The organism is Candidatus Pseudomonas phytovorans, from assembly GCA_029202525.1.
In the GTDB taxonomy this organism is placed as follows: Bacteria; Pseudomonadota; Gammaproteobacteria; order Pseudomonadales; family Pseudomonadaceae; genus Aquipseudomonas; species Aquipseudomonas phytovorans.
This window is the reverse complement of record CP119325.1, coordinates 1298749-1316541: the sequence shown is the minus strand read 5'-3', so window position 1 is coordinate 1316541 and position 17793 is coordinate 1298749. Positions and strand designations below refer to the sequence as shown.

The 17793-nt window shown below is 63.6% G+C and carries 14 protein-coding genes; 3 read left to right on the top strand and 11 right to left on the bottom strand.

The features are described 5' to 3' along the window. Positions 1-28: 28 nt before the first annotated feature. Complete coding sequence (locus tag P0Y58_05765) at positions 29-1570, bottom strand: MFS transporter (protein ID WEK31707.1); 1542 nt, start codon at positions 1568-1570, stop codon at positions 29-31. Between the two features lie 125 nt (positions 1571-1695). Between P0Y58_05765 and P0Y58_05760 the strand changes: the two genes are divergently transcribed. Beyond that, a complete protein-coding gene (locus P0Y58_05760; protein ID WEK31706.1) occupies positions 1696-2559 on the top strand; it encodes a LysR family transcriptional regulator in 864 nt (287 codons plus the stop codon). 103 nt (positions 2560-2662) lie between these two features. Here the strand turns inward: P0Y58_05760 and P0Y58_05755 are convergent, their stop codons facing one another. From P0Y58_05755 to P0Y58_05745, 3 genes are all read right to left on the bottom strand, one after another. Further along, the gene (locus P0Y58_05755) at positions 2663-4054 is read right to left on the bottom strand and encodes an amino acid permease (protein ID WEK31705.1); all 1392 of its coding nucleotides are present in this window, start codon (positions 4052-4054) and stop codon (positions 2663-2665) included. 387 nt (positions 4055-4441) lie between these two features. Then, on the bottom strand, positions 4442-5785 hold the full coding sequence (locus tag P0Y58_05750; GenBank protein ID WEK31704.1) for an MFS transporter: 1344 nt from the start codon (positions 5783-5785) through the stop codon (positions 4442-4444). Positions 5786-5899: 114 nt separating this feature from the next. After that, positions 5900-6850: a 2-hydroxyacid dehydrogenase gene (locus tag P0Y58_05745; GenBank protein ID WEK31703.1), complete on the bottom strand. Its 951-nt coding sequence runs from the start codon at positions 6848-6850 to the stop codon at positions 5900-5902. 99 nt (positions 6851-6949) lie between these two features. On the opposite strand from P0Y58_05745, the gene P0Y58_05740 reads away from it, so the two are divergent. Then, positions 6950-7837 (top strand): LysR family transcriptional regulator, encoded by an 888-nt coding sequence (locus tag P0Y58_05740; GenBank protein ID WEK31702.1) that lies wholly within the window; start codon positions 6950-6952, stop codon positions 7835-7837. Positions 7838-7928: 91 nt separating this feature from the next. Here P0Y58_05740 and gudD read toward each other — a convergent pair whose 3' ends face one another. Beyond that, on the bottom strand, positions 7929-9284 hold the full coding sequence (gudD, locus tag P0Y58_05735) for a glucarate dehydratase (GenBank protein WEK31701.1): 1356 nt from the start codon (positions 9282-9284) through the stop codon (positions 7929-7931). A 19-nt stretch (positions 9285-9303) separates the two neighbouring features. Beyond that, positions 9304-10656, bottom strand: coding sequence for an MFS transporter (locus P0Y58_05730; GenBank protein WEK31700.1), 1353 nt, complete (start codon positions 10654-10656; stop codon positions 9304-9306). Positions 10657-10915: 259 nt separating this feature from the next. Here P0Y58_05730 and P0Y58_05725 point away from each other — a divergent pair, with 259 nt between their 5' ends. After that, entirely contained in the window at positions 10916-11617 is a 702-nt protein-coding gene (locus P0Y58_05725) for a FadR/GntR family transcriptional regulator (protein ID WEK31699.1), read from the top strand. Positions 11618-11763: 146 nt separating this feature from the next. Here P0Y58_05725 and P0Y58_05720 read toward each other — a convergent pair whose 3' ends face one another. From P0Y58_05720 to P0Y58_05700, 5 genes are read right to left on the bottom strand one after another with little or no spacing between them, the layout of a single operon-like run. Further along, the gene (locus P0Y58_05720; GenBank protein WEK31698.1) at positions 11764-12525 is read right to left on the bottom strand and encodes an ABC transporter ATP-binding protein; all 762 of its coding nucleotides are present in this window, start codon (positions 12523-12525) and stop codon (positions 11764-11766) included. Then, positions 12522-13583: an iron ABC transporter permease gene (locus P0Y58_05715; GenBank protein WEK31697.1), complete on the bottom strand. Its 1062-nt coding sequence runs from the start codon at positions 13581-13583 to the stop codon at positions 12522-12524. The genes P0Y58_05720 and P0Y58_05715 overlap by 4 nt, the downstream gene beginning before the upstream one ends. Further along, complete coding sequence (locus tag P0Y58_05710) at positions 13580-14692, bottom strand: ABC transporter substrate-binding protein (protein ID WEK31696.1); 1113 nt, start codon at positions 14690-14692, stop codon at positions 13580-13582. Before P0Y58_05710 ends, P0Y58_05715 begins: the two co-directional genes overlap by 4 nt. 29 nt (positions 14693-14721) lie before the next feature. Then, positions 14722-15402, bottom strand: coding sequence for a Fe2+-dependent dioxygenase (locus P0Y58_05705; GenBank protein WEK31695.1), 681 nt, complete (start codon positions 15400-15402; stop codon positions 14722-14724). Next, positions 15402-17723 (bottom strand): TonB-dependent siderophore receptor, encoded by a 2322-nt coding sequence (locus P0Y58_05700; GenBank protein WEK31694.1) that lies wholly within the window; start codon positions 17721-17723, stop codon positions 15402-15404. Before P0Y58_05700 ends, P0Y58_05705 begins: the two co-directional genes overlap by 1 nt. Positions 17724-17793: the final 70 nt, after the last annotated feature.

Here is a 17793-nt window from a genome sequence, read left to right as displayed (position 1 = left end):
TAAGCCATCTTTCGATGACTCATTCACGCTACTGCGCCGGGCGTTGGATAACGGTCTCCACCTGGATTGACGGGCGAGACAGCAATACGCCGACAACAATGGCGAACAGCAGCGCTGCAAAACCAGCGGTTTGCAAGACGGCGTCGAAACCACCGATGAACGCCTGGCGGGCCAATGGGGCTACCGCTTCACGCAGGCCAGGTTCGACCATGGCCAGTGCGGCATGCAGGTCACCGGCAGCAACCCGCGTGGCCATCGCGGCAACCTGCCCCGATTGCGCGGGCGCCACGTTGGCTAAGGCCTCATTCAGCAGTTGCCCACTGCGGGCGGCCAGCACGCCACCGAGCACACCGAAGGCCAGCACGATCGCGCCGAAGCGCGTGGTGGTGCTTAGGCCCGACGCCATGCCCGTGCGCTCACGGGGTACACAGGCCATGATGTTTTTCTGCGTGTCGCCATTAAGCAGCCCGGCGCCAGCGCCCAACACCAGGCTGGCCAGGGCGAATGAACCATAGCCGCCGAGACGCGTAGCCCAGGCACACAGCAAGTTGCCCGCCCCCACCAGCACCAGTCCCAGCGCAAACACCTGCGCCGGGCTCAAGCGGGTGGCCAGGCGCATGCCCAGGCGCGGCATCAGCAGCATGGCGATGGCGAACGGCAACATCCCTGCACCAGCGGCCAGGGCAGACAGTTGCAGGCCGTTCTGCAAGTACAGCGGCAGCAGGGTCATCATCACTTGGGCGCAGGCAGCGTAGGCGAACATGCCCAGCAAGGCGCCGACGAAACGCCCGCTGCGCATCAGCCGCAGGTCGATCATCGGCCGCACCTGGTTGCGCTCGACCATGACGAACAGGCCGAACAGGAAGACGCTGATCACCAGCCGCCCAAGGGTTTGCGCGCTGCCCCAGCCCACCTGGTTGGCATCGATCATTGCCCAGATCAGGTAGCCCAGGCTGCCGGCAAAGGTCAGGCTGCCCCATGGGTCTAGCCGGGCTGCGGCAGTGTCGCGGGATTCCTCGACACTGCGCATCACCATCACCGCAAGCAGCGCCACTAAAGGCAAATTGATGTAGAAAATCCAGCGCCAGCCCAAGGTGCTGGCGATCACCCCGCCCAGTAACGGCGCAAAGGTGATGGTCGCGCCCATGCAGGCACCCCAGAAAGCCCAGGCTCGCATACGTTCATGCGGCTCGTGGAAGCGGTTGCCGATTGCGGCCAGCGCCGAGGTCAGCAACAACGCAGCCCCCACACCTTTGGCTGCCCTGGCCAGGTCAAGGAATAGCAGGTTGGGCGCGGCACCACACGCCAACGAGGCCATGCCGAACAGCACCAGGCCAAGCAAAAGCACGCGCCGCCGGCCAAACCGGTCAGCCAGGCTTCCGGCCGGCAACAGGCAAGCTGCGAAGGCTAGCAGGTAGGCGCTGACCACCCACTCGATATCGGCGAACGAGCCCGACAGATCGCGGGCGATGCTGGGCAGGCTGACCGCGACGATGTTGGTGTCGAGGATGATCAGCGCGCAGACCAGGGAGGCAGTGAGCAAGGTGAAACGTGCAGAGGGGGCAGACATGGCAGGCTCCATAAGCAGGCTGGTCGCAGCCGCGCCAGCCTTGTAGTGTTGCCTCAACATAACGCCGCCAGCATCCAGGGTTGTTAGCCCAGGCGGCCCGCATCATTACCCTGTAGGTAACACCCATGGAAATCCGCCATTTCCGCTATTTCCTCTGCGTCGCCCGGCACGGCCATTTCACCCGTGCCGCCGAGCAACTGGGCATCGCCCCGCCTACCCTCAGCCGGCAGATCCAGGACATGGAGCGCGAACTGGGCGTGCGCCTGTTCGAACGCAGCCAGCGTGAGGTCAACCTGACCGCCGCCGGCCAGGCGCTGCTGATCGAGGCCGAGCACGCCGTGCGCCAGTTCGACGCTGCGCAACTGGGCGCACAAAGGGCCGCCCGTGGCGAAAGCGGGCGTATCGAACTGGGCTACGTGGCTTCGGCCGCCTACTCGGGCATGCTCCAGCAGCAAGTGGCCCGCTACAGCGAAACCTGCCCCGGCGTGCGCCTGAATATCCGCGAACTGCCCATGGCCGAACTGCCCGGTATGGTCCGCGACGGCTTGCTCGACCTGGCCTACGTGCGTTCCCCCATGGAGCTGCCTGACGAACTACAAGCCATCGCACTGCACCAGGAAGGTTTTGTCCTCGCCCTGCCCACCAGCTCGCGGATCAATGAAGTGCCGCAGATCCCGGCCTCGCGCCTGGCCAACGAAACCTTCATCCTGCCCGAGCAGATTTCCGGCACGCTGGAAGTGGCGGCGCAAGGTGGCTTCGTCCCCAGGCTTGGCCCACAACCCGGCAGCCTGGTGGCCGTGATTACCCTGGTATCCCTCGGACAAGGCATCGCCGTAGTCCCGGAATCGGTGGTGCAGCGCATCAACCTGCCACAGGTGAATTACCGTCGGGTCGTCGATTGCCAGGCCAGCTCGTGGCTGAGCCTGATCCACCGGCGCTTCGAGAAAGCGCCGGCGGTGATGAGGTACTTCGAGATGATGAAGGCCTGACCGGTCACATTTGTCGCACCGGTGGTGCGACTTTTCAGGCGGCCTGAAAAGCAAAGGGCACCCATCCACTGGTGCCCTTTGCCCTACCGCCAGGTGAACTCAATCACCCCATCGTACGCGCCCCCACAGGTTGCGCATGGCCTCGCGATGTCACGATCCCCAGGAAGGAAATCACGATCGCCAGGCCCAATGTCGAACTCACCTCCACCCGGTGCTCGGGCGTGTACATCATCACTGCCAGCGCCCCGGCAATGAAGATGATCACCGCCCAGGTCAGGTACGGGAACAGCCACATGCGGAACTTCAGCTCGGTGTTCTCCCGCTCCAGGCGGCGGCGCATGCGCAGCTGCGAGATGGCGATGACCATGTACACCAGCAGGGCGATGGCCCCAGAGCTGGCCAGCAGAAATTCAAACACCCCCTTCGGCGCAAAGTAGTTGAGCACAGCGATGGCTGCGCCGATCAGGGTGCTGCCAAACACTGCCGCGCGCGGTACACCCACCTTGGAGGTCTTGTTGAGGAAGGCCGGGGCGTCACCGCGCTTGGCCAGCGAATACATCATCCGCGACGCAATGTAGATCGACGAGTTCATGCAGCTGGTCACTGCCACCAGCACCACCAGGTCGACCATGAACGCCGCGTTGGGGATGCTCATGATTTCCAGCGCACGCTGGTACGAGCCCACCACTGCCAACTGCGGGTCGTTCCACGGCACCACCGAGATGATCACGAAGATCGACAGGATGTAAAAGGTGCTGATACGCCAGATCACCGAGCGGGTGGCTTTGGCAATGTTGCGCGAAGGGTCGCTGGATTCGGAGGCGGCAATGGTCACCGCCTCGGTGCCGATAAAGCTGAACATCACGGTGATGAACGCACCGACCACCGCCGACCAGCCCTTCGGCGCAAAGCCGCCGTACTCGGCAATCAACCCGTTCAGGCCACTGACCTCACGGTTGGGCAACCAGCCCATCAGCGCGGCGAAGCCCAGGCCGATGAAACCTAGAATCGCCGTCACCTTGAGGATGGCGAACCAGAACTCGAACTCACCGTACTTGGCCACGCTGAACAGGTTGGTACACGCCAGCAACAGCACCGAGGCCAGGGCGAAGATCCAGCTGTCCACCTGGGGGAACCAGGCGTTCAGCACATGCCCTGCAGCCAGGGCTTCGATAGGGATGACCAGCACCCAGAACCACCAGTACAACCAGCCGATGGTGTAGCCGGCCCAGCGGCCAATGGCCTGGTCGGCGTAGGTGGAAAACGATCCGGTATCAGGGTGTGCCACGGCCATTTCGCCGAGCATGCGCATGACCAGCACCACCAGGGTGCCGGCCACGAAATAAGAAACTATGGTTGCTGGCCCGGCCGCCGCGATGGCGTGCCCGGAGCCTACGAAAAGTCCGGCGCCGATGATGCCGGCAATGGACAGCATCGTTACATGACGAGGCTTGAAACCTTGTGCAAGGTTGCCATCAGATCCCACGGTGCTCATTGATGTTGTTCTCTTTTTGCTGACACAAGGATGGACGGGCAGGCGTAGGCGAAAATATCTCCTTTCAAATCAGTAAGTCGACAAGTTGCTCGCACGCAGTTGTTGATCTTTGGCGCGCATCACAGAGCAACATGTCCGTGCGGTTCGGGCTTCATTTAAGCCTTGCAGGGCTGCGGGAAATTACACGAGAACGCCCCGGAGCTGTTCGATCACGACAGGGCATTTCCATTCGCGGCGGATGTCGCGAATGGCATGCCCGTTCGCGCCATAGGGCCGTTTGAAGCTTTTGTTTTTCATTTGGATGTGTGTTGCCTGCGCAGGCACCACACGTATCAGCCGCCCACAAAAAAGCCCCGGTCTCCCGGGGCCTCTGTTGCCGGCGTCTGCCTACGCCTGCCCGGTGCGCTCAAAGCGCCGGGCCAGCAACAGGTAAGCGAGGATCCCCAGCACGCCATGGGCGGCCACGAACCAGAGTGCGTTGTGGAATGAACCAGTGCTGGCTACCACGTAGCCGATTACCAGCGGGGTGATGATGCCGGCAATGTTGCCGATGCCGTTAAACACGCCACCGCACAGTCCGACCATTTTCTTCGGCGCCACATCCGACAGCACCGCCCAGCCGACCGCTGCCAGGCCTTTGCCGAAGAAGGCCAGGGTCATCATGGCAATCACTGCGGCATTGCTGTCGACGTAGTTGGCGAGTACCAGGCTGGTGGACAGTGCCATACCAATAATGAACGGCGTCTTGCGCGCCCTGGATGGGTGTACCCCACGACGGATCAGCCAGTCGGATACGAAGCCACCGAGAATGCCACCGGTGAAGCCGCAAATCGCCGGCAACGCGGCCACCCAGCCCGCCTCCATGATGGTCATGCCACGGCCCTTGATCAGGTAGATCGGGAACCAGGTGATAAAGAAATAGGTGAGCGCGGTGATGCAATACTGGCCCAGATATACCGCCCACAGGTTGCGACTGGTGAACAGCTGGGCAATCTCCGCACGGGTGGGTTTGCTCTTGGCGGCCTTGCGTTCTTTTTCCAGGTCGACCAGGGCGCCACCTTCGCGCATGTAGTCCAGTTCTTCGCGGCTCAGCCCGGGTGCGCTGTGTGGTTCGTGGTAAAGGCGAAACCACACCACGCTCAGCAGCAAGCCCAGCACCCCCATCCAGATAAACACCTGCTCCCAGCTCAGCGCATGGGTCATCCACGCCATCAGCGGGGCAAACACCACCACGGCCATGTACTGCGCCGAGTTGAACAGTGCCGAGGCGGTGCCACGTTCGCGGGTGGGGAACCAGCAACTGACAATGCGCGAGTTGGCCGGGAAGGCCGGCGACTCCACCAGGCCCAGCATGAAGCGCATGGAAAACAGCGCCACCGCCGCCGAAGCACCGGCCAGGCCCATCCAGCCCACGGTCCCTTGCAACAGCGTGAACAGCGACCAGAGGATCAGGCTGATGCCGTACACCCGGCGGGCACCGAAGCGGTCGAGCAACCAGCCACCGGGCACCTGGCCCAGGGCGTAGGCCCAGGCAAAGGCAGAGAAGATCATGCCCAGCATGACCGGGTCGAGGCCGAGGTCTTCGAGCACCTTGGTGCCGGTGATCGACAGGGTGGCACGGTCGGCATAGTTGATGACGGTGATGACGAAGATCAGTGCCAGGACCAGGAAGCGATGGCGACCGATCCCAGCCACAGCCTGCGTTGCAGCGACGGCGGATTTGCTGTTCATGTGGACCCTCTTGCTTCTCGGTGGAAGCGATTGTTCTTGTACGCAGAAGGGGTGGCTCTAGGAGCCTTGTGTTGTCTATACCGGCCTCTTCGCGGGCGTGCCCGCGAAAGGGCCCTAAAGATCGATCACCCGATTCGGCGGCACTTCACCGCGAAAACAGGCTTGAAGGTTTTCCAGCACCATGCGCCCCATCTCCAACCGGGTCTGCAGCGTGGCGCTGCCCCGGTGCGGCTGCAGGCTGACCTGGTTCAGGTCAAGCAACGCTGGCGGCACATGCGGCTCATCGACAAAAACATCCAGCCCGGCACCGGCGATGCGCCCTTCGCGCAACGCTTCGACCAGCGCGTGTTCATCGACCAACTTGCCGCGCGCCACATTGACCAGATAACCCTGCGGCCCCAGCGCCTCCAGCACCTCGGCCGTCACCAGCACCTGCCCGCCATCGGCAGCAGCGGCCACCACCAGCACATCCACCGAGCGTGCCAATGCGACCAGATCGGACTCATAGCGGTACTGCGTACCTGGCTGTTCACGCCGGCCGTTGTAGGCGATGCGCATGTCGAATGCCGCGGCGCGGCGAGCGATGGCCTTACCCACCTGACCAAGCCCGACAATGCCCAATTCAATGCCACTGACACGGCGCGCCAGCGGCAGCTCGACCTTGCCCCACAAGCCATCGCGCACCAGCCGCTCACCCTCGCCCAGCCGGCGCAGGCTGCTGATGATCAGCCCCATCGCCAGGTCGGCGACATCCGCTGTGAGCACGCCCGGTGTGGTGCTGACATGGATGCCGCGGTTGGCGGCGTGGCACAGGTCCACGGCGTCGGTGCCGATGCCGCTGATGGCGATTATTTCCAGGGCCGGCAGTTTGTCCATCAAGGTGTTGGACAGCCCCTTGGCGCCCCCGGTGACCACGCCACGAATGCGCGGGCCAACGGCGTCAAGCAGCGCTTGCGGGTTGGGCTGCTGATACAGGCGGTGTACCTGATAAGCGCTGACCAGTTGGGCATCGATGGCCTCAGGTACAGGCTGCGTCAACAGCACTTCAATAGGGTTGTTGTTCATCGTAGGCATCCAGCAGTTGCGAGACATGACGTGATGCTAGGCCTGCAATTGATACAGGTCTAATATAGATACTGGATCGAATAATTCAGGAATTGAATCGTGGAATTGCACCAGTTGCGCTGCTTCGTGGCCGTTGCCGAAGAGCTGCATTTCGGCCGCGCCGCCACCCGCCTGCACATGACCCAACCCCCTTTGAGCCGGCAGATCCAGCTGCTGGAACATGCGTTGGGTGTACTGCTGCTCGAACGCAACAACCGCCAGGCGCGCCTCACCCTGGCGGGCGCGAGCTTTCTCGAAGACGCCCGGCGCATCCTGCAAATCGCCGAGTCCGCCAGCCAGTCGGCGCGGCGCATCGCCCATGGCGAAGCCGGGAAGTTGACCTTGGGCTTCACCGCAGTGGGCGCCTACAGCATGATTCCGCGCTTGCTGGTGCACGCCGGGCAGACACTGCCGGATATCGAGCTGGTGCTTAGCGAGCGCGTCTCCAGCACCCAGGTCCATGACCTGGAAGCAGGGCTGATCGATGTTGGCCTGGTGCGCCAGGTATTGCCCAGCGCACGGGTGGAGTACCTGCCCATTCACCGCGAACCCTTCGTTGCAGCCCTGCCTGCCGCGCACGCGCTGGCAGCGCGCGAACGGCTCAGGCCGAGCGATTTCCATGGGCAACCGTTCGTGATGTACAGCGCCAATGAAGGGCGTTATTTCCATGACCGGATCGCCAACCTGTTCGCCCGGCACGAAGTGCAGCCGCACTACCTGCACCAGCTGGGGCAGACGCACTCGATTCTGGGCCTGGTCAATGTGGGGCTGGGGTGCGCGGTGGTGCCGGCCTCGGCGCAGGCGTTGCGCCTGGAGCAGGTGGTGTTCAGGCCGCTGGTGGGGGTGGAGCAGCAGGCGGAGATATTCCTGGCGTTCTGCCGGGACAACCCCAACCCGGTGCTGGGGGCATTCGTAGAAATGGCGCGGGCCTTTTTTGAAAAGGGATAACCTGTGCCGCCCTCTTCGCGGGTAAACCCGCTCCCACAGGTACTGTACATACCCTGTGGGAGCGGGTTTACCCGCGAAAGGGCCAGCAGCCTTAACGCACCAGGCAAGGCCGCTTGTTATCGAAGCTCCAACCCGGAATCAGGAACTGCATCGCCACACTGTCATCCCGCGCCCCCAAGCCCATGTTGCGGTAGCACTCATGGGCCTTCGCCAGTTGATCTTCATCCAGCTCCACCCCCAGCCCCGGCCGCGCCGGCACCCGCACGTGCCCGTCGACAATGCGCAGCGGCTCACGGGTCAGGCGCTGGCCGTCCTGCCAGATCCAGTGGGTGTCGATCGCCGTAATCTCGCCCGGCGCCGCAGCGGCCACCTGGGTGAACATCGCCAGCGAAATGTCGAAGTGGTTGTTGGAGTGCGAACCCCAGGTCAGCCCCCAGTCATTGCACATCTGCGCCACCCGCACCGAGCCCTGCAAGGTCCAGAAGTGCGGGTCGGCCAGCGGAATATCCACTGCCTGCGACTGAATCGCATGGCCCATCTGCCGCCAGTCGGTGGCAATCATGTTGGTGGCAGTGGGCAGGCCGGTGGCACGGCGGAACTCGGCCATCACCTCACGGCCCGAGTAGCCGTTTTCGGCGCCGCACGGGTCTTCGGCGTAAGCCAGCACTTGATGCTTGTCGCGGCACAGGGCAATGGCCTCTTTCAGTGACCAGGCGCCGTTAGGGTCCAGCGTTATGCGCGCTTCAGGGAAGCGCTCGGCCAGCGCCGTCACCGCCTCCATCTCCTCATCGCCACGCAACACACCACCCTTGAGCTTGAAGTCACTGAAGCCATAACGCGCCTTGGCAGCTTCGGCCAGGCGTACTACCGCTTCCGGGGTAAGGGCCTTTTCATGGCGCACGCGGAACCAGTCATCATCGCTATCCGCTTCGTTGCGGTAGGCCAGGTCGGTTTGCTGGCGGTCGCCGATGTAGAACAGGTAACCCAGCATCTTCACCGCGTCGCGCTGCTGGCCCTCCCCCAGCAGTGCCGCCATGGGCACGTTCAGGTGCTGGCCGAGCAAGTCGAGCAGTGCAGACTCGATGGCGGTTACCGCATGCACGGTAATCCGCAGGTCGAAGGTTTGCAGGCCGCGACCCGCCGAATCACGGTTGGCGAAAGTCTGGCGCATGGCATTGAGCACGCGCTGGTAATGGCCGATCGGCTGGCCGACCACCAGGCTGCGGGCGTCTTCCAGGGTCTGGCGAATCGCCTCGCCACCGGGCACTTCGCCCAGGCCGGTATTGCCGGCGCTGTCACGCAGCACCACCACGTTACGGGTAAAGTACGGGCCATGGGCGCCACTGAGGTTCAGCAGCATGCTGTCATGGCCGGCCACGGGGATAACGCGCAGGTCGGTGACCACCGGGGTGCTGGTATGAACGGCGGGATTGGTCTGCATATTCATGGTTGTTGTCTCGCAGTCATCAGTGGGTCTGGCCCAGGGCCGAAGGGGCCTTGAGGTCGTCAGAAGGGGCGCCCTTTGGGCGAGTGCGTACGAAGAAGATGGCAATGGCCGCCAGCACCGAGGTCACGGCCAGGCCATACAGCCCGCCCTGGATCGACCCGGTCTGCTGCTCCAGCAGGCCGAAGGTGGTGGGGGCAACGAAGCCGCCGAGGTTGCCGACCGAGTTGATCAGGGCGATCACAGCCGCCGCGATGCGGGCATCCAGGTAACCCTGCGGGATCGGCCAGAACAGTGCCGATGCCGACTTGAACCCGATGGCCGCGAAGCACACGGCGACAAAGGCGAACACCGGCCCACCGGTGGTGGACATGAACATGCCGATGGCGGCGACCACCAGGGCACCGGCTACCCAGGCCTGCTGGAACTTCCAGCGCGCAGAGCCGGCGGCAAAGGCGTACATGGCGATGATCGAGATCAGCCACGGGATCGAGTTGAAGAAGCCGACCTGAAGGTCGCTGAGGTCGCCCATGCGCTTGATGATGCTCGGCAACCAGAAGGTGGCAGCGTAGATGGTCAGCTGAATGCAGAAGTAGATCACGCAGAACAACACGATCTGGCGGTCCTTGAGCAGGCTCCAGGCCGATGCCTTGACCGCGCCATCAGCTTCGCGCTCACGCTGCTCGCGGTCGATGGTAGCTACCAGCGCGTCCTGTTCGGCCTGGCTCAACCACTTGGCATCCTGCGGTTTTGAGTCCAGCCAGAAAAATACGAAGAAGCACAGTGTCACGGAGGCCATGCCTTCGATGAACAGCATCCACTGCCAGCCATGCATGCCCAGGCCCTGGATCTGCATCAACGCCCCGGCCAGCGGCCCGGAAATCAGCGAAGCCAGCGCCGAGCCGCTGAGGAAGATGGCAATCGCCTTGCCGCGCTCGGCACCTGGCAGCCAGCGGGTGAAGTAGTAGATCACGCCAGGGAAGAAGCCCGCTTCGGCAACCCCCAGCAGAAAACGCAGCACGTAGAACTGAGTTTCGTTCTGCACAAAGGCCATGGCCGTGGCCACCAGCCCCCAGGTGAACATGATACGGGTCAGCCACAGCCGCGCCCCCACCTTCTGCAGCAGCATGTTCGACGGCACTTCGAACAACGCGTAGCCGATGAAGAACAGGCCGGCGCCAAAGCCATAGGCCGCCGCGCTGATGCCAAGGTCGCTTTCCAGGTGCGGGCGGATGAAACCGATATTGACGCGGTCGAGGTAGTTGACGATGAACATGATGACGAACAGCGGCAGGACATGACGTTTGACCTTGGCCACGGCACTGGCCAAGGCGTCGCCGTCATTCCGGGCAGGCGGAGCGAGGGTGTCGTTCACTTGCGAATCTCCCACTAATTGTTTTTGTGCGGGTCTTGTTGTCTGACAGGGCAGTGGGATGAGCATATGCGTAGCGAGGTTGTACGACAAGATCGACAATGTCGGCAAAAAACCAAAATACAAGCTGTCACAATGCCAATATGCTTCGATCTTGCAAAAATAGATTCATTAAACGCTGCATTGCCTATCGGAAAATTCGCCAAAAAATATTTCTATCGATTAACTTGTCGTACAAGTACAACAAGAAATGGATCACACCATGGAACCTGAACACACCCATAAGCGCGGCCACAGCCGCGCCCATGACTTGGTTTCCAGCCTGACTCAGCAGATTTTGCTGGGCACCTTCAAACCGGGTGACAAGCTGCCTTCCGAGAACACGCTGGTGCGCGAGCATGGGGTCAGTCGCACGGTGGTGCGGGAAGCCTTGTCCAAGTTGCAGGCCTCGGGGCTGGTGGAGCCGCGCCACGGTATTGGTACTTTCGTGATGGAGCGCCAGGCTCAGGCCGGGCTGCGCATCGCGGCAGAAAGCGCGGCAAGTGTGCGCGACCTGCTGGAGTTGCGCATTGGCCTGGAGGGCCAGGCCGCCGCCCTGGCTGCGCTGCGCCGTGACGAGGGGCACCTGGCACGCATGCGTCAGGCGCTGGATGATTACCAGGACTTGGCGGCGGCCGGGGACAGTTGCATCGAGGCCGACCGGCGCTTTCACTTGCTCATCGCCGAAGCCACCGGCAATTTGTATTTCACCGAGATGCTGCTGCAGTTGGGCAACGGCCTGATCCCGCGCAACCGCATGGCCCAGGCCGAACGCGGCGGGGCGAAGCTGGCGCGGCAAGCATACCTGGCCAACCTTGAGCATGAGGCGATCCTCAATGCCATCCGCCGGCAAGACCCGGATGCGGCGCGGGCGGCAATCTGCCTGCACCTGTCCAACAGCCGCGACCGGTTGTTGCCCGATTGACAGGGAGCACACCGCCATCAAGCCTGATGCAATCATTGTGGGAGCGGGCTTGTCCCGCGAATGGGGCTACGCGGTCTATGGCACCGGCTCCGCCGGTGTTCGCGGGACAAGCCCGCTCCCACAAGGGACCGTGTACCAGCAAAAAATCAGGCCAACGCCCGGTCCACCAGCACCTGCAAGCGCCCCTGTGAACAGCGCTCGACCCGCGCTTGCACGCCATACACGTCGGCCAGCAACCCCGGCTGCAGCACGTCCCCAGGCGCCCCGTAGGCCACCACCCTGCCCTCACGCAACACCACCAGCCAATCGGCATGGCTGGCCGCGAGGTTGATATCGTGCAGCACCGCCACCGCCAGCAACCGATGCGCCTGCACTCGCTCGCGCACCGCCCCCATCACCCGCAACTGGTAATGCAGGTCCAGCGCACTGGTCGGCTCGTCCAGCAACAGCACCTGCGGGTTGCGCGCCAACAGCTGGGCCAGCGCCACCAACTGCCGCTGCCCGCCAGACAGGCTGTCCAGCGAGCGCTCGGCCAGCCCCTCGATGCCCAACTGCTGCAACGCCTGGTAAGCGTTGCCCAGCAGGTCGTCGCTGCCACTAACGCGCAAAGCCGCGACAATGCTTTCCAGCACGCCCAGGGCAATGCCGGGCGGCAATTGCTGAGGCATGTAGGCCAAGCGCCGCGAGCGCTCGGCAAAGCCCAGCCGCGTCACATCTTGCCCATCCAGGCTCAACCCACCGCGCATCTGTTCCAGCCCCGCCAATGCCCGCAGCAGCGTCGACTTGCCGGCACCATTGGGCCCGACCAGCGCCACCAGGCTACCGGCCGGCAACGCCGGCAAGCTCACCCCATGCAGGATCTGCCGGGCGCCGTACGCCACCGAAACACCCTCGATCAACAGGCTCACAACCTTCTCCCCCGGCGGAACACCAACACCACGAACACCGGCACACCCACCAACGCAGTAACGATACCGACCGGCACGATCACCCCAGGCAAGATCATCTTGCTGGCAATCGACGACAGCGACAGCATCAACGCCCCCACCAGCGCACTGGCCGGCAGCAGGAAGCGCTGATCCTCGCCCACCAGCAGGCGGGCGATGTGCGGCCCGACCAGGCCGACGAAACCGATGGTGCCAACGAACGCCACCGCCGTTGCCGACAACAGGCTGATGCGCAGCAGCGAGGCAAGCCGCAGGCGCCGGGTGTCGACGCCAAAGCTGCGCGCGCGGTCCTCACCCATGCGCAGCAAGGTCATGGCTGGTGCCGCCCTGAGCGAGAACGGCAGCACCAGCGCCAGCACCAGCGCCAGAATGCCGAGCTTCTGCCAGTCGGCCCGGGCCAGGCTGCCCAAGGTCCAGAACACCAGTTGCTGCAGCACGTCCTCGGTGGCCAGCAGTTGCAGCAACGAAACCAGCGCGTTGCAACTGAACACCAGGGCAATGCCGAACAGCACCAGGCTCTCCACCCCGGCGCCGCGCAAGCGCGACATGGCCTGTAGCAGCACTACCGACAAGCAGGCGAAAACAAACGCCATCACGGTCACCTGCACACTCGGCGCCAGCCAGGCGATGCCCAGCGGGTAGGCAATTGCCAGCGATGCGCCCAACGCGGCAGACGACGACACGCCCAGGGTAAACGGGCTGGCCAGCGGGTTGTCGAGTATCGCCTGCATCTCGGCACCCGCCAGCGACAACGCCGCCCCCACCAGCACGGCCATAAGCGTGTACGGCAGGCGCACGTTCCAGATGATCACCCGCTCAGTGGCACTGAGCGTTGCCGGGTCGCCAAGCCCTTGCAGCAGGCGCCCCAGGCTCATGCCAGAGGCGCCGCTGGCCAGGTCGCCCAGTACCGACACCAGCAACAACAAGGCCAGGGCCACCACCAGCCAGGTACGGCGCCACAGCAACCGGCGGTAGTGCCAGGCGGCCTGCGCGGCACCGGCATGAGCTTGCGCGGTCACTGGGCGCTGATCCAGTAGTGGCCGTCCAGGCCTACCTTGAGCATCTGGTTGATTTCGCCCATGGTCGCCTGCGGGTCTACGTCCTTGAAGCGCTCCGGGTGCACCCAGCGGGCCATGGCTTCGACCGCCAGGATGTTGAACGGCGAGTTGTAGAAGTCATGCCACAGGCCATGGGCCTGGCCGGCCTGAATCGGCCGCAGCGGGGCGAACTCGGGGCGTGCAGTGATCTTCGCCAGGCTCTGCCGTGCCGTATCAGCGCTGACACCGGCACCCAGCAGTACCCCCGGCGTGCGGTTGCCGGTGGCGATGTACACGTCCGGGTCGGCTTGCAGCACGTACTCGACACTGACATCACCCAACGCCCCAGGCACCACATCGGCACCGATGTTATGCCCGCCTACGGCCTCGACCACGCTGCCCAGGCCGCTCTTGCCGGTGGTATGCCCCGGCGCCTGCCACACGCCGGCCAACAGTTCGAGAAACACCTTGGGCCGCTCGCTGTCCTTGATCCCGGCCACCCCGTCGGTGACCCGCTTCAGGTGGCGGTCGTACAGGCTCAGGTACTGCGCCGCCTGCTGCTCGCGCCCCAGCAACGTGCCCAGCGCCTCCATGCTCACCCGGGTGTTGCGGATCGGGTGCACACGAAAGTCGATGAACAGCACCGGCACCCCGGCCTTTTCCAGCAGGTCAGCCACCGGGCTGTGCTGGGTCGGCCCCTCACCGGCGATGCTGAAAATGGCCAAGTCGGGCTTCAGCGCCAGAATCTGCTCGGCGCTGACACTCTGTTCAGAGGCCTGGCCGATCAGCGGCAGCTGGGCAACCTGTGGATACTTTTGCGCATACACCTCGTAGGTGTGCGGGTCGAGCAGGCGCATGTCGTTCTGCCAGCCGACTACCCGCTGGAACGGGTTGTCACGGTCGAGTAGCGCCAGAGCAAAGAAGAGCCGCCCTTCGCCGAGCACAATGCGTTGCGGCGTATGATCGACCTCGACCTTGCGCCCCAGCACATCAGTCACCTCCACGGCACTGGCACCTTGAGCGAAGCCGCAGTACGCCCCCAGTGCCAGCAACAAAGGCAGCAGGCGCCGCCCGAAACGTTGTGCGTTCATGCGTGCAGTCATCATAGAAAAACCCATGGTCAGGTATCGCCCCAGCGACGGAGCAGGTTGTGGTAAACCCCGGTCAATTCAAGCAGCGAGGCCGCGTCGGCCCCTTGGGCGGTGAGGCGCTGGATGGCCACGTCCATGTCCAACAGCAGGCTGCGCTGGCTGTCTTCACGCACCAGGCTCTCGATCCAGAAGAAGGCAGCCAGGCGCTCGCCACGGGTCACCGGCTCCACCCGATGCAGGCTGCTCCCCGGGTAAAGCACCAGGTGCCCAGCTGGCAGCTTCACCTGGCGTTCGCCAAAGGTGTCGCGAATCACCAGCTCGCCGCCGTCGTAGCTATTCGGGTCAGCCAGAAACAGGGTGGCCGACAGGTCGGTGCGTACCCGCTCGCGCACACCCTTGATGCCGCGGATGGCGTTGTCGATGTGAAAGCCGAACCCCTCACCCTGGCCGTAGCGGTTGAACAGCGGCGGGTAGATGCGCTTTGGCAAGGCCGCAGACATGAACACCGGGTTGTCCGACAGCCGTTGCAGGATCAGCCCGCCCAGCTGGCGGGCAACCGGGTCGTCCTCATCCAGCTGGCGGTTGCGTTTGGCCTGGGCCGACTGCACGCCGGCAGTGGCCTTGCCATCGACCCAGGGTTGCGCCAGCACTTGCTGGCGCAGGGTGTGCAGTTCTTCGGCACTGAACAGCCCGTCGACTTCGACCAACATCAGAAGCTGTAGTCCACGCTGGCGGTCAGGGTGCGCCCGGCCCCCGGGATGCCGTACAGCTGGAAGCCATCCAGCGATGCGCCAACACGGCTGTAATAGAACTTGTTGAACAGGTTCGACACGTTCAGGTTGACCGTGGTCTGGCTGTCGACCTTGTAGCGCGCGGCCAGGCTGTGCAGCCAGTACGACGGTGCCTTCTCATGATCGCGGGTGGAAATGGTGTACACCCCGGACGGCCCGTTGGCGTAGCTGCTGTTGTTGTTCAGGCCACCGACATACTTGTTGTCGCTGTAGCGGCGACGGCCCACGTAGTCGGCGCCATAGCTGACGCTGAGTTGGTCGGTCAGGTCATAGGTCGTCCACAGGTTGGCGGTCAGGTCAGGAACGTTCTTGGCCTCTTCACCCTTGTTGGCGCCCTTGGTCTGGCGGCTTTTCATCGCCGCAAAGCCGGCATAGGCAGACCAGCGCTGGGTCAGTTGCCCTTGCAGGCCCAGCTCGATGCCGTCCACCCGCTTGGCGGGCAGCGCACGCACCGGCGAGGTTTCGCCTTCGCTGTATTCCCAGCTGTCTTCAAGCTCGGTGCGGAACAGCGCGGCTGTCAGGTTCAGGCGCTCGTCGAGCAGTTCCCACTTGGTGCCCAGTTCGTAAGTCTTCGACACCGCTGGCTTGTAGTCTTCGCTGCCAGCAGCGCCGTAGATCTGGTTGTTGGTGCTGGCACCCACCGCCGAAGGCTGTGCGGCCTGGCTGTAGGAGGTATAGATGCTGCCATTGGGCAATGGTTTGTAGACCAGCCCCACGCGGCCGCCCAACGCATCGTCGCTACGGCTGCTGCTGCCGGTGGAGCGCTCGGTATCGACTTGCCAGTGGTCGTAGCGCAGGGCGGTAAGCAGTTGCCATTGCGGGCTCAAGGTCATGGTGTCGGAGACATACAACGCGCCATCCTTGACCACACTGCGTGGGTCGCCATAGCCCTTGTCGGTAGAGACCGAGGCAAAATGGTGCGACGGATTGGCCAGGTCGATGAACATCGCGCCGTCCGGCACATCCAGGGTCTTGTGCAGGCCACCGTAGGTTTCGCGGTACAGCTCGATACCGGTCACCGCTTCGTGGTGAATGCCGCCGGTGTCGAGGTTGAAGCGCAGGTCGGTCTGGTTATCGACAATTTCGTAGCGCTTGGACTGGCCGAAATCGCTGCCACGCAGGTACGCATAACCGCTGCTGCTGTTGACGTAGTCGGTGTAAGCGTTGATACCGTTGACCGAGCTCAGCCCGCCGACACCTGCGTAGCCCAGGCTGGCGCAACGGGTGCCGGTGCAGGTCTTGTTGCCCTCGGCGTCGGCGGCAATGAAACGCGCCGGCGACAGCACTGCCCAGTTGTCGGTCTGCTGCCAGCGCAACTGGTTGCGCAAGGTCAGGTCGTCGTTGAAGTCATGCTCGAACAAGCCCGTCAGCGAGCGGGTTTCGCTGCGCTGGGTATACAGGCTGGAATCGCCATACCAGGCATCGCGGGACACACCCGGCATGCGTTTGCCGTTGCTGCCGCGCTGGATCGGCACACCACCGTCCGGGGTGTTCTTGTCCTTCTGGTAGAAGGCGTCGATCCACAGGCGGGTGTCGGTGCCCAGGCCAAAGCCGAACGAGGTGGCGATGCCCCAACGGTCGTAGTCCACCTCGTCACGCTCGGCCACGGCGTTGTAGTGCTTCATCAGATTGACGCGCACGGCGGTGGTGTCGTTGAGCTGACGGTTGACGTCGGCGGTCAGGCGCTTGTAGTTGTCGGTACCGATACCGGCCGACAGCTTGCCGGCGTCACCCAGGTGCGCACGCTTGCTCACCAGGTTGACGCTGCCACCCACAGCGGAAACGCCCGACTCCACCGAGCCAGTGCCCTTGTACACCTCGGCCTGCTCCAGGTTGAAGGTGTCGTTGCGGCTGGACATGCCGGCGTCACGCACACCATCCACGGTCAGGCTCTGTTCGGCAGCAAAGCCGCGGATTGAAAACAGGTCGCCCCAGCCCAGGTTGCCCTCGCCCGAGGTAAAGGTAATGCCCGGCACATTGCGTAGCACCTCTTGCAGGCTTTGGGCGTTCTGCTCTTCCAGCACCGCCCGTGGCACTACACTGATGCTTTGCGGTGCGTCCAGCAGCGGCGTGGTGATCTTGCTCGACGTCACGCTGTCGACTTTGTAGCGGTCCTGTTTGCCAGTCACTTCGGTGGCAGGCAAGTCGACGGCGTGGGCCGGCATGACGCAGGCACCGAGCACCAGGCCGAAAGCCGGGGCCAGGGTTGCGGTCAGGCGCGGTGAGGACGCAGGGGGCATGTGAATTCCTTAAAGAAAATCAATCTCATTCATGGTGCGGAATTCTAATGATGGCCAGCCGCCCGCCGGT